The 12,934-nt window shown below is 61.5% G+C and carries 12 protein-coding genes; 11 read left to right on the top strand and 1 reads right to left on the bottom strand.

What is annotated here, in order from left to right:
• Nucleotides 1-42 precede the first annotated feature (42 nt).
• The 5 genes from gspN (at nt 43) to F787_RS0106420 (ending at nt 4,555) form a co-directional block, all read left to right on the top strand.
• Nucleotides 43-756, top strand: a complete 714-nt coding sequence (gene gspN, locus F787_RS0106440) for a type II secretion system protein N (protein ID WP_155986664.1) — start codon at nt 43-45, stop codon at nt 754-756.
• A 23-nt stretch (nt 757-779) separates the two neighbouring features.
• Nucleotides 780-1,379 carry an outer membrane protein assembly factor BamD gene (gene bamD / locus F787_RS15585; RefSeq protein ID WP_196801924.1) on the top strand — a complete coding sequence of 200 codons (600 nt, stop codon included), beginning with the start codon at nt 780-782 and terminating at the stop codon, nt 1,377-1,379.
• A gap of 63 nt (nt 1,380-1,442) precedes the next feature.
• Nucleotides 1,443-1,913, top strand: a complete 471-nt coding sequence (locus F787_RS0106430) for a hypothetical protein (RefSeq protein WP_028491675.1) — start codon at nt 1,443-1,445, stop codon at nt 1,911-1,913.
• Nucleotides 1,913-2,941, top strand: coding sequence for a DUF4326 domain-containing protein (locus F787_RS16400; RefSeq protein ID WP_231373411.1), 1,029 nt, complete (start codon nt 1,913-1,915; stop codon nt 2,939-2,941). The genes F787_RS0106430 and F787_RS16400 overlap by 1 nt, the downstream gene beginning before the upstream one ends.
• A gap of 354 nt (nt 2,942-3,295) precedes the next feature.
• A complete protein-coding gene (locus F787_RS0106420) occupies nt 3,296-4,555 on the top strand; it encodes a hypothetical protein (RefSeq protein ID WP_155989595.1) in 1,260 nt (419 codons plus the stop codon).
• A 443-nt stretch (nt 4,556-4,998) separates the two neighbouring features.
• On the opposite strand, the gene F787_RS15570 is transcribed toward F787_RS0106420, so the two are convergent.
• Complete coding sequence (locus F787_RS15570; RefSeq protein WP_019022884.1) at nt 4,999-6,006, bottom strand: ATPase, T2SS/T4P/T4SS family; 1,008 nt, start codon at nt 6,004-6,006, stop codon at nt 4,999-5,001.
• Nucleotides 6,007-6,143: 137 nt separating this feature from the next.
• Here F787_RS15570 and F787_RS0106405 point away from each other — a divergent pair, with 137 nt between their 5' ends.
• Genes F787_RS0106405 through F787_RS0106385 form a run of 6 tightly spaced genes read left to right on the top strand, consistent with a single transcriptional unit; the run spans nt 6,144 to nt 12,934 of the window.
• On the top strand, nt 6,144-8,252 hold the full coding sequence (locus F787_RS0106405; protein WP_028491673.1) for an ATP-dependent helicase: 2,109 nt from the start codon (nt 6,144-6,146) through the stop codon (nt 8,250-8,252).
• A gap of 7 nt (nt 8,253-8,259) precedes the next feature.
• Nucleotides 8,260-8,751, top strand: a complete 492-nt coding sequence (locus tag F787_RS16395) for a CFI-box-CTERM domain-containing protein (RefSeq protein WP_231373410.1) — start codon at nt 8,260-8,262, stop codon at nt 8,749-8,751.
• Nucleotides 8,741-9,277, top strand: coding sequence for a PD-(D/E)XK nuclease family protein (locus tag F787_RS0106400; protein ID WP_028491672.1), 537 nt, complete (start codon nt 8,741-8,743; stop codon nt 9,275-9,277). The genes F787_RS16395 and F787_RS0106400 overlap by 11 nt, the downstream gene beginning before the upstream one ends.
• Entirely contained in the window at nt 9,277-10,575 is a 1,299-nt protein-coding gene (locus F787_RS0106395; protein WP_028491671.1) for a tetratricopeptide repeat protein, read from the top strand. The genes F787_RS0106400 and F787_RS0106395 overlap by 1 nt, the downstream gene beginning before the upstream one ends.
• Nucleotides 10,576-10,633: 58 nt before the next feature.
• Nucleotides 10,634-11,488 carry a 2OG-Fe(II) oxygenase gene (locus tag F787_RS15565; protein WP_081694096.1) on the top strand — a complete coding sequence of 285 codons (855 nt, stop codon included), beginning with the start codon at nt 10,634-10,636 and terminating at the stop codon, nt 11,486-11,488.
• Nucleotides 11,489-11,506: 18 nt separating this feature from the next.
• A complete protein-coding gene (locus F787_RS0106385; RefSeq protein ID WP_028491670.1) occupies nt 11,507-12,934 on the top strand; it encodes a PhoH family protein in 1,428 nt (475 codons plus the stop codon).

Below are 12,934 nucleotides of genomic sequence, written 5' to 3'. Positions count from 1 at the left end.
GCTTGGCTTTACGGAAGCGCCGCGGTCCTGGGAGGCGCGATTATGGGGGTGATCCTGTTCCCGGCGTCCACCGCGGTCACGATGGCGGAGAAGGTCGGCGGGTGGCCGACGGATCTCGCCGTGGAGCAGGTCCATGGCCGGGTCTGGTCCGGGCGGATGACCGGCGTGGCCTGGCAGGGTGAAGCGGTTGGGGACGTCCATTGGCAGCTGCGTCCGGTGTTGGGTTGGAACAGGCAGGCACGGGCGGACCTCCGGATTACAGGCGAGGACATCACGGCCCGAGGGCAGATGGAAGCCGGCCTCGGTCAGAAATGGCGAGTCGAGGGTGTGGATGGCAACCTGACGCTGGACTTTGCGCGCCAGTGGCTCTCTCGGCCACTGCCGGCCACCGGCCATGTGATGTTTGAGGGGGTAACCCTGAGTGGCGGGCCGGAGGCCTGGCAGGAAGCGGAAGGCCAGCTCCGGTGGAAGGACGCGTCCCTGCTGATGCCGAACGCCATGGAGGCCGGTGAACAGCGGGCAAGGCTGGCGGTGGTGGACCGGGATCTGGAGATCCGGATCCGTTCGGCCGGCGACGCGGCCGTTCAGACGCAGGGTGTGGTCCGCGCGAAGGATCAACCAGGGGCAGGTCCGGTGGAATGGGCGATGGCGGCGAGCGGCCCGGCCGATTGGTCGGAGCGGATCCGCAACCTGACCGGGCAGACGGAAAACGAAGACGGAGACTTTGAATGGCACGGAACAATGCAGATGCGGTGAGGGCCCCGGTCATGCGGGGGCCGATGGCTCGGATGACAGCCGCCGGGCTGGGGGTGATGCTGCTGGCCGGGTGCGCCACCACGGGCAATGGCGGAGATCGGGCGAGCGGATTCGAAGACGGCGATCCGGCCGTGACCGACTGTCGTTCGGTCGCGCAGGACAGTGAAGCCGAAACACTGGATCCGGGGATCTATCTTCAGGGCGCCCACCGATGCCTGGATGAAGGCGAATTCCGGCGCGCACAGGATCTTTCCCGGGCGTTTCAGTCGCACTACGCGGACCATGCGGACGCGGACTATGCCAGTTACACCGAGGTGATGGCCGATCTGGGGCAATGGACCCGGGGCCGTCACGTTGAAACAACGCAGCGAATCGAAAGCGGGCGGGATGTGTTCCGGGCCATGGCGGACTTCATGGAGACTTACCCGGGATCCCGTTACACCGAATCCATGGCACCTCGGCTGGTGGAAATGCGCGAAGAACTCGCGCGCCTGGAACTGCGAAAGGCTGAAGCCGTTAGCGAAGCCGGGGATGAATCGGAGGCCCGGGAACGACGGGAATACGTGAAGGAGTATTACGCGAATACGGACGTCGCGAGGAATCTGAAAGAATCGCATCGATGAAGAAATTGCGACTCCATCAAAAAACGATAGCCTGAAACTCCAATCAAGAAAGAAGGAAGAAAAATGGCCGAAACGGTGGAGTCCGTGCTGGAAGCGTTCGATCAGTCGATGTGGTTCATCCCGCTGGACAACCTGACGCCGGATGCGCTCTGGCGCCATGCCGAGGAAAACGAGGAACTGAGCGACGCCGATCGGGAAGTGCTGCAGGATCACTCGGTGATGATGGTCGGGACGCCCTGGAAAAACGGTGCCGGTGTATTCGGCCGGTTGGCGTCGCACCGGCTGCCGGTGATCGAGCGCATCCGTCAGGATGGCGTTGCCACCATCCCCTCCGGCATCGAGATTTACCAGGGGCGTCGTTCGGAAGAGAAGGTGCCCACCAAGCGGCGCCAGACGGTCAAGGTCGATGCCGTGCATCCCGGATCGCTCTCGAACGAACTGGAACTGGTGCAGCCGATGGTCGAATGGTCGGGCAGTGGCGGCCGAATCCGCCGGGTGGAGCTGGCCGTACTGGAGCACGCGGAGGTCAACTGATGGCCGCGTCGGCGCAAGCAGAAACCGTTGCAGGGATGGAGCGCCGGGTTCGCAACGTCGCCAGGGAAGCCGCGGACGAATACATCGGTCGCGGTTCCCCTTATGGCAATCCGTTCGTGATGCACGATCGCAGCGATTCCGAACGTCAGCGGGTCATCCGGGCGTTCCGCGAATGGCTGCCGGACCAACCGGCATTGCTGCGATTGATCCGCCGGACGCTGCCGGGGCAGACGCTGGGGTGTCACTGTGCGCCGGAAGCCTGCCACGGGGATGTTCTGGTGGAGATCGCGGACGGCGAATGGGATGATTGGATCCCGCCTGAGCCCGTGTTCGTATTCGGTTCCAACGAAGCCGGCCGGCACGGGAAGGGCGCGGCCCGTCTCGCGCGCGATCACTACGGCGCGGTGAATGGCAAGGGTGAGGGATCGATGGGACAGGCGTACGCCATCCCAACCAAGGACGCAGACCTGAATACCCGGCCGTTGTCGGCCATTCAGGAGTCCGTGGAGCGTTTCCTGGAACACGCCCGCCAGACTCCGGACCAGCGGTTTGCAGTCACGCGCGTTGGTTGCGGGCTGGCGGGGTATGCCGATGTGGACGTGGCGCCGATGTTCGCGCAGGCGCCGGACAACGTCGAACTCCCCGCCGCCTGGCGCCATTGGATACTGGGATCCGGCGAGCCGATCCGGGTAGCCGTTGGCGGTGACCTGAATCTGAAGCGTTACGAGGCGGTTCAATCGAAACTGTCGACGATCCTCCGCCAGCAACCCAACGCTCGCCTGATCACCAGCGGTGATCGCGGGGCCTCGATGCTGGCGGAGCGGTTTGCGGTGGAAGTGGCTCATCCTCTGACCCGAATTCCGGTGGAATGGGATCGATTCGAGCATGCCGATCGCGTCCGCGATCTTGCGATCATGCGCGAGGCGACGCATGCCGTCGTCTTCGACAGCGGTGAGGCCGGCAAGGCACAGGCATGGGCGAAAACGGCCCGGGAAGCAGGGCTGCGCGTTCGCACAGTTTCGGTATGATGGGAAAGGTCGCTGAAGTATAATCCGGAAAAAGGTCCGGTCAGTCTTCTGGATCAATGGTCGCCTGGAGGCGAAGAAACGAATCGCAGGGATGCGAACCCGCACCAATGAGACACCAGCATGTCCGCTTTATGTCCGGCACCGTCTCGCATCCCCTGTGATGGAAGCACAATCTTGAATGCCCAGGAGGGGTCGTATATGCAATTTCGAAAGACAATCATCGCCATGGCCGTTGTCGGCACGTTCGGTCTCGCCGGGTGTGAAACCGGCGGCGGTGGCGGCGGTAGCGGAGAGAACGAAAACCGCTTGAGCGTATCGACGGGGGACGACCGATATGTCTCGTCCGGGAGCTCCGTGAGTGTGCAGGGCGAAGCGGAGAACAAGGACAGTTACATCGACCGCATGGAATGGTCCATCGTCGATGGGGAAACCGATGTGCGTTCGGCAGTGGAGTTCCGCGGCGATGGGGCGTGCGATTTTGATGCCGATGACAATGACGGCGAGCGGGATTACGGGGTCGAGGACGAGAAGACCTGCGCGGCAACGCTCGACATTGGCGACATGCACGAGGACGCCCGGATCAAGCTGGAGCTGACCGCGTATGAAACGGGCGGTCTTTCGGACTCGAGCACCATGAACCTCTATATCGAGGGTGATGCCGACGAGGTCAACGTCAATGCCGGTGCCAATCGGACCGTCGAGGCCGAATCGACCCTGGAGCATTCCTGCGTAACCAGTGGCGGGATGTATTACGACGGTGGTGCTCCGACCTTCGAATGGGTCAATCTCAACGACGACGAAATCATTGGCGAGGGCATCAGCCTCAATTACCAGTACAGCAACGAGTCGGGTGAACTCCAAATGGAGGTCCCGGATGCGCCCACCGGTACGGAAGTCGTGATGGGCTGTACGGTAACCGACGATATCGGCCAGTCAGCGACGGATGACGTGACGTTTACCGTGGCGCAGCCGGAAGAGGAAGTGGTTCCCGAACCGGACGACCTCGTGGCCGATGCCGGGCCGGATCTGGAAGTTGCACCCGGCGATTACGTCGATCTGGAAGGGACCGTCACCGTGGACGGTGAGGAATCCACGGGGCACTACTACCAGTGGGTCGAGCTGACCGAGACGTCGATCGACCTCGACAACGAGAATCAGCGTGTGGCGGGATTCCTGGCGCCCAATGAAGCGGTGGAAGGCCTGTTCGAATTCCGGGCCCATCATGAGCCGATTGACGGTGACACCGATTTCGATGAGCTCGCGACGGATCGGATGACCGTCGAGATCATTCCGGACGACGTGGATGGGCGGCTGATCCTGGATACCGGGGAATACCAGATCGCGATTGCCGGTCAGGACGAACCCATCGTGTTTTCCGTGGACGTTCAGGAAGAAGGCGGGGGCGGTGGCCCCTATTACTACTACTGGGAGCACATTTCGGGACCGATGGGCGGAGGCGTCCAGGGCCGGGAAACCGATACGGTCAGCTTCCAGGCTCCGGACGAAGAAGCGGAAATCGTTTTCGAAGTCACGGTGTCCCGGGATCCGATTGGTTCCGGCGGGGATGAGTACACCGCCCTGGCCTACGCTTCCGTGGTCGAGGAAGAAGACTGATACCGGCTCACTTTATTCGGTAATAATGACGGCCGTGGTCGCGATGCGATCGCGGCCGTTTTTGATGGAGTAATGGGTATGGGAAAGGAAGAGCCACGCATCGGGGATCCGCCGCTCGGTGACGAGGAAAAGCCCAAGCATCACCAGCCGAGGACGACCGAACCTTCGCCGGCAAGGTCGGGTGGGAGTATCGTCCGCTGCGAAGAATGCGCACGCATGATCGTGCCCGTTCTGGGTTTCAGGGACGCCGGCGACGGACAGGGGCCCATCCCCATCCGATCCGCATGCCCGTTCTGCGGCGGCATCTGGCGGGAATTCGGGACGCCCCGGAAAAGAGCTCGGAAAGGCTCGATGGCGGGATGGTTTCTGCTGATCAGTCTTTTGGCCGGCGTTGCAGGGGCTGGCTATGCCGTGGTGAGCGGTATCTGGTCGCCATTGGGGGGTTAGGTGTCTTCGCCCCCGTCATTCTGGAGTCGCAGACCCTGGCTGTTGACCTCCGAATCGATCTGGTGGAACTGACGTTTGGCGATCAGGCTGCGTGAGCCTGTGTTCTCGTCACCGGAAAGCCAGAGCATTTCTGCGCGGATCGACAGCCGCCCGGTTCCACGAGTCAGGCGCTGATGGATGACAGCCGACAGACCGTTGGAGAGCATGGAAGAGGCATCTTCCGAGCCAACTTCGATCGCCGCCAATGAATAGAGACGGGTGATGGCACTCGAAACGTTGTGGGAATGGATGGTGGAAATCACCAGATGCCCACTCAGCGACGCGCGAATCGCCTCAACAGCCGATACTGGATCCCGGATCTCCCCGATATACAGAAAATCCGGGCTCATCCGGAGCGAATGGCGCAGGGGGGTTGCGAAGTCCTGGTCCTTCACCGTGACCTGATAACAACGGCCACCGGGGTAGTCGCCCTCCAGAGGCATTTCGGGCGGATCCTCCACCGCAAGACACACACCGGATTCCTTGGTCAGTCGGTCCGCCATCAATGCGGAAGCCGTGGTGGTTTTTCCGGAACCCACGGAGCCGGAAAGGATGATCAGGCCGGTCAGGCGACGCCGGGTAAGGCGCTTGTAGATGTAATCGGGCAGGCCGAGGGAGTCCAGGGAAGGGACTTCCGCGGGAATCCGGCGCATGACGAAAACGCCCTGGTGGTTGCGCGTGCTGATCCGAGAGACGCGAAACGTGAGCGTGTCATAGGAAACCGTGAATTCCTGGCGATCGGCTTCCGCATAGCATGCCTCACATCGCTCGAGAAGGGCTTTCCAGACCTGCTCCGGATTGCACAGATGGCGGTACAGGGTTCGCTCGTAAAGCTGCCTCGGCCCCACCTTGACCTCAAAAACATCGGGGCCCACGAAGAGATCGGAAAATCGCAAAGAATGAAGGTCACAAGGGATCTCTTCATCCGTCAGAGAAACATCCTCGTCTTTGGTGTGGGGCACCATCCGTTGCTCCTTCTGCAAACCAAAGCAATCCTATACAAAAGAAGGGTAACCCGCAAAGGATCGAGAAATTGCGAGATGCCCGGAAAATGGGATACTGGCGCTGAACTTACTAAACGGGTCCGCCCCGAAAGACCGACATGAACCAGGACATTACACTCGATCCGGAACAGGAGCAGGCGGCGGCGCTGACGCAGGGGCCATCGTTGGTGCTGGCGGGGGCCGGAGCCGGGAAAACGGCGACCCTGACCGAACGCATGGCGCGCATGATCGAAGGCGGGGTCGCCTCGGAAAACGTGCTCATGCTGACCTTTTCGCGCAAGGCCGCGCGAGAGATGTATGCCCGCCTGCGCGATCGTCTCGATATCTCGGATCGCAAACAGATGCCTTCCATCGAAAACTTCCATTCGTTCGGATGGAAGCTGCTGCAGGCCAACCCGAAACGCTGTCAGCGGCGATCCGGCGTGAGCCTCATGGATGATGCGGATCGCAAGAAAACGCTCCGGAGACTGCACAAGGAGCTGGCGGACGACGATTTCAAAGAGGAAATCCCGGTCCGCAAGCTGATGACCATTCATGATGTGCTGGCGAACGACGGGATCATCCTGGGGGACCGATACGCGTCTTCGGACGATCAGGAGCGCAAACAGCACATTATTCACCTGCTTCTGAATCAGGGCGTCAAACGGGCGCACTGGGCTCGCCTGAACGACATCCTGCGCCGTTACGAAGAAGAGAAACGGGAAAACAACCTCGTGGATTTCGGGGACCTGATCGTGCTCCCCGGTGCCGGGCTCCGTCGGGAGCCGGAATGGGCCGCCAAGCTGGAGGAGCGGTTTCAGCACATTGCCGTGGATGAGGCACAGGATACGAACAAGGCGCAGTACGACATGCTCCGCCTGTTTTCCTCGCACAACAACGTGATGATGGTCGGGGATGACGACCAGTGCATCTACGAGTGGCGCGGGGCGAACCCGGGGAATCTCAAGGCCTTTCTGGATGAGACGAATGCGGCGATCGTACGCCTGGAACGGAACTACCGGTCCAGCCCGTCCATCGTCTCGGCCGCGGCGGCGCACATCGCGCACAACAACAACCGCATCACGAAATCCCCGTTCGCGAACGAGCGCCCGGACGGCGACGCCCCGGATGGGCAGGCGCACGTCGACGGTGTGGCGATGGCGAACGCGATTGCAGCGGATATCCGTGCGGATCTCGATCGAGGGATCAACCCGAAGCGAATCGCCGTGCTCTACCGCGTCAACAAAATAAGCCGCCTGCTGGAGCCGGCACTGATCTCGCAGGGGATCCCGTATCGCATCGCGCAAGGCATCGACGTGTTCCAGACACCGGAGGCGCAGATGCTCATGGCCGGGGTTCGCCTGATGCTCAACCCCCAGGACGCCATGGCGCTGGAGCGTCTTGCGGGTCTGGTGAAAGGGCTGGGCGAAAAATCCGTCAACGAACTGGTGGTGCAGTCCCAGATGGATGACACCGGACTGCTGGAGTCGCGGGAGAACGCCCAACTGAACAAGCGTGCCCGCGCGGCCGCCGATCATCTGGCGCACATTCTGGAAGGGCTGAAGGTGTGGCCGCCGCTGTTCATCGCGCAATGGGCCCTGGACGAGGACATGGGTGGTTTCCAGTCCTTCCTCAAGGAGCTGTCGGCCAAGGCGGAGAAGCCGCAGGCCGTGTATGAGCGCCGGCTGGGTACGCTCCTCTCGATCGAGGAGGCCATCCAGTCCCGTTTCGGAACCACGGAGCAGACCCGAGTTGATGCGGAATACAGCCGCGACGAGCAGTGGCGGATTATTCAGGAGATGGCGCTGGCCGCCCCGGATGAAGAATCGGACGAAGACAAGGTCACGCTGGCGACCGTGTTTCGGGTGAAGGGGCTGGAGTATCACACCGTCCATGTCGCGGGTCTGTCCGAGGGCCTGATGCCGATGCAGCGGGCTTCCGTTCGCCCCGGGGTGTTCGGAGAAGAAGACGAAGAAGAGGCTCAGAACATGGAGGAGGAGCGCCGGCTGTCCTACGTCGCGGCGACCCGGGCACGGGAACGGCTGGTGGCTCACCACGCCCGATCCATCCACTGGGGTTACGAGGAGCAGGACTATGAGCCCTCCAGCTTTGCAACGGAGATGGGGATCGAGTGGCGCGAGGTGGCGCCCGTGAGTGCAGGGGTGCGCAATGTATCCGAAACCCGGGCGACGCTCCTGTCGGAATTCGCGGAAAATGTGGAGACGTAAAGAACAAATGGAAAACGGAGAGGAAAGGAAGACCCGAAACCGAAAACCGATGCCGAAAACGCCGCCCAAGCGGCCATCGGACGGGAAAGTGATCACGGCGAGCGAGCTGAAGACGGCGGTGTACTGCCCGGAAAGCCTCCGGTTGCAGCGGGAAGGCGCGGATCCTTCGCAGCGGGCACAGGCGCTGCGGGAGGCCGGAGAACGGGCGCACCAGCAAACCGGTGCCCGGGTGCAACAGGCCGCGGCCCAGAACGATCGACGCTGCTATGTCGCATCCCATCTTTACGGACCGGACGACCCGCGGACCGATCAGCTGCGCGACTGGCGGGATCGAAACCTGATGCCATCGGCTGCCGGGCGGTGGCTGGTCGCCGGCTATTACCGGTTGTCTCCGATGGTGGTGCTCCTGGCCCGGCGTGTACCGTTCTTAGATACCGTGCTCGGTGTGGTTTTGAATCGGATCGTAAGCCGGACTGGAGGAAACCGTCATGGGTCTTGAGTTCTGGATTGGGGCGGTACTGATGGCCGCCATGGTTCTGGCTGCTCTGGTCGCACTGTACTTTGATGTCGGCGGCACCCCGAAACAACCGCTGCCCGAAGTAGGCGGTGACAAGCTGCTGTATCAGGACACCCAGAATGCGCCAACCCTGATCAACCGCGAGTGGAGCGTAGGTGCGCGTCCCGATTACATCGTGCAGGAGGGCCCGGATGTGGTGCTGGTCGAGCAGAAGAAGCGGACCAAAGGACCGTTCCTGAGTGATCTGGTTCAGGCCTGGGCGGGTGCCCTGGCGGCCCGGGGGGAAGGTTACCCGGTCAACCGGGTCCGTTTCGTGCTGGGTGGAGAAGTCACCACCGAAGACATCCCGCAAAGCAACGCGGACCTGTTCAACCAGTTCCGTTCGAACTATGAGCAGGCGCGAGCGGTACGGGAAAAGCGGTGGGTCCGGTTCACCCCCAAGGCGCACAAATGCCGGAGCTGCAGCTATCGAGAGAACTGCGAACGAAAAGTCGAAGGAGTCCAATAATGGGCACGAAGGAGCGTGAAGAATTGAAGAAACCGTTTGGGCAAGTGGGCGAAAAGGGATCCATGGCGCCTTCCGGAGAAGACAGCGGTGAAGCCACCGGTTATGAAGCCGTGAAGCGGTTGGCGGAAAGCGGAGACGTGTGGGCGATGCGGTCCCTGGCGGAAAAGATGATGACCGGGGATGGAGGTGATTGGGATCCCCGTTCCGGGTTCCAGTGGATGCAGCGGGCCGCGATCAAGGAGGATGACGCCGAAGCCAAGGTTGCGATGGCTCGTTGGCTGATCGAGGGGCAGTACAATGTGCCGGTGGATGTGAACGTTGGACTGACCCATCTCTGGGGCGCAATGGAACAGGGGAAAGCGGAAGCCATCGAGATGTACTCGGATCTGCTGTGGGATGGCAAGGTGGTCGAACGGGATACACGACAGGCGTTCTTTTGGAGGCTGCAGCTGTTCGAGGAAGGCCGTCTTTCGCCGAGCGGGATGCGGCGCCTGTCCGACATGCTGAAGATCGAGGCGCTGTACCAGGCGACACCCGAGACGCAGCGGCCCATACTCGAGCCAACCTATGTCCCTCTGGACCTCGAGGAGTCACCGCAAGCCATCGAGCAGATTGCGACCGAGTGGATCGAATATGCCGCACGCAATGGGGACCCCGCCGCGCTGAACATCATGGGGCACTGGAAGCTGAATGGCAGTCCTTATGTGATGCAGGATCCGGATGGCGCAACCGCTTACCTCTATAAAGCCTTTGAATCTGGCGATGGCTACGATAAGGCCTATGCGGCTCGGATGATGGTGCGGAATTTCCTGAATTTCGGTGAGGACCGGGAGAATCACGTTCAGGAAATTCTGGCCTGGATTGAGGCGCTCGAAGCCTGTGGGGAGGAATCCTGGGAAGAGCGACAGGCACTGGCCGTCCTTGCCGACCAGAGCCGCACGGCCCAGGAGTCTGATCCCCCGCATCCCCTCGAATGGGAATGGGCGGCGAGCGATTCTCGGTCCGTGAGGGATTGGCTCGACCTGGTGCGCGGTGATCCGGAAGCGGGAAACCCGGAGGCGATCGCAGAGGAGGCGCGAGCCGACGCAATCAAGGGGGACCCGAAGGCGCAAAACAATCTGGGTGGTCTGTACGCCCTCGGGCTGGGGGTGCCACGCAATGACGTACTGGCGCACGCATGGGCGAACCGTTCGGGCGAGAACGGTTCGGAGGCGGGCGAGCGTAACCGGCTCGAATTGGAGAAAAACATGACACCGGAGGATATTCAGGCGTCGTGGGCGAAGGCCATGGAAGCGTGAAGTCCGAAAGGTGTATAGCCTTCGGCTTGGCAATCCCGGGCTCAATGGAGTGAGAAGTATGTCGAAAGGAAAGGCGATCAGTCTGCACGGAGATCAATGGCATGAATGGATCCTGAAAAACCTCGCGCGGGGTGTAAATCCATCGTCCATGTTCGACCAGATGGTAGGGGGTGTCTGGCGCAGGGATGATGCCTGTGAGGCCTTGAATGAAGGTCTGCAGAGGGTGGAGAGCCCGCGGCCATGGGGGGTCGAGTTGCCGCGAATTGATCACCCGCCCCGTGTCGAGAACGGGGCGGGTAAACCCGTCGACGTTTTGTGCGAAATGGAAGACCCACATGCCATCGTCATGGACGGTGTGCTGAGCGAAGAGGAATGTCAGGGGCTGATCTCGTACGCCTACGAGAAGGGCTTGAACCGATCCGGGGTCGTGGACCGTGAAAGCGGAGAGAGGATCTCACATGACTCGCGGACCAGCAGTAGCGTGATGTTCAGCCGCGCCGAGACAGCCTTGATTGACCGGATCGAAAATCGGCTGGCGGCACTGACGAACTGGCCGGTGGAAAGGGGTGAGGGACTTCAGCTCCTGCAATACGAGCCGGGGCAGGAATATCGGCCGCATTACGACTGGTTCGACCTCGAAAATCACGGGGCCAGAAAGCACACCCGATCAGCGGGGCAGAGGGTGGCGACGACCGTGATCTATCTTCAGCCGGCCCCTATAGGCGGGGCGACCCGATTCCCCAAGCGGGGGATTGAAGTGAATCCGAAAAAAGGGGGTGCAGTCTTCTTCGCAAACACCACCATTCGGGGGGAGCCCGATCGAAGTACAATGCATGCAGGGACACCGGTAGAGGAAGGGACGAAGATCGTCGTGACCTACTGGCAAAGAGAAAGGGATTTTCAGCGTCAATAACAGGAAGGAGTGGAGTTCATGGAAGAAACAACGGAGCGGGTTCTATACGTACTGGATACCAATGTGCTCATGCACGATCCGGCTGCGCTGTTCCGATTCGAAGAACATGATGTGTATGTCCCGATGGTCGTGCTTGAAGAGCTTGACCGGCACAAGAAAGGGAACACGGAAGTCGCCCGCAACGCTCGTCAGGCGTCCCGGTTTCTTGCCGAGCTCGCGCAAGGAAGGTCGCAGAAAGGGATAGAAGAAGGGATTGCGCTGGGGCAGGTGCCCGAGGGCGGGAACGGCGAAACCCATCCGATTCCCGGAGGGCGGCTTTACTTTCAGACGAATGGCGCCGGCGCCGGTCTCCCGGTCGAGTTGCCGGGGAGCGAACCCGACAACACCATCCTGAAAGCGCTGCTCGCGATCACCTCGGAGACCCGCGATCGCCCGGTTGTCCTGGTGTCGAAAGACATCAACATGCGGATCAAGGCCGCGGCCCTGGGCCTGACGGCCGAGGACTATCGCAACGACGAGGTGCTGAAGGATGTCCGGCTGCTGCATTCCGGTATCCATCGGTACGACGAAACCGTATGGGGCGAATTCGGGGACGATACCCAGTCGTGGAAAAACGGTGACCAGACCTATTACCGCGTGACGGGGGATCCGGTGGCAGAATGGGCGCCTAACGAGATCGTCCATATTGCCAGCGATCACCGCTCGTTCGAAGCGGTGGTCGAGTCGGTGGAAACCGAAGCCACCGCGGCAACGCTGCGCGTGCTGGAGAACTACCGAACAACCGGCGTCTGGGGTATCACCGCCCGCAACGACGAGCAGAACCACACGCTGAACCTGCTGATGGACCCGGAGGTGGATCTGGTCACGCTCATCGGGCAGGCCGGTACCGGGAAGACGCTCCTGGCGCTGGCGTCCGGCCTGGAACAGACGGTGGAACGGGGAAACTACCGCGAGATCCTCATGACCCGGGCGACCCAGCCGGTGGGCGAGGACATTGGATTCCTGCCAGGTACGGAGGAGGAAAAGATGACCCCATGGATGGGGGCGCTCTTCGACAACCTGGAGGTGCTGAATCCGGCGACAGACGAACGCCGTGGGAACAGCTTCGAAGCGGGTGTGACCTCCGAGATGGTCATGCGTCACGTCAAGGTGCGCTCGATGAACTTCATGCGGGGGCGGACGTTCCAGAACCGATACATCATCGTGGACGAGGCGCAGAATCTGACCAGCAAGCAGATAAAGACCCTGGTGACCCGGGCCGGGCCCGGCACGAAGATGGTGATCCTTGGTGATCTGAAGCAGATCGACACGCCTTACCTGACCGAGACCACATCGGGTCTCACCTACCTGGCGCATCGGTTCCGCCCCTGGGAGCATGGCGGCCACCTGGAACTGCCGCAGGGGGAACGGTCACGTCTGTCGAAGTTCGCCGCGCAGGCGCTGTGA

The sequence above is a fragment of the Thioalkalivibrio sp. ALE19 genome, from assembly GCF_000428605.1.
Lineage (GTDB): Bacteria > Pseudomonadota > Gammaproteobacteria > Ectothiorhodospirales > Ectothiorhodospiraceae > Thioalkalivibrio.
Note: the sequence above shows the minus strand (reverse complement) of the source record. Positions and strands in the feature narration are given on the sequence as shown.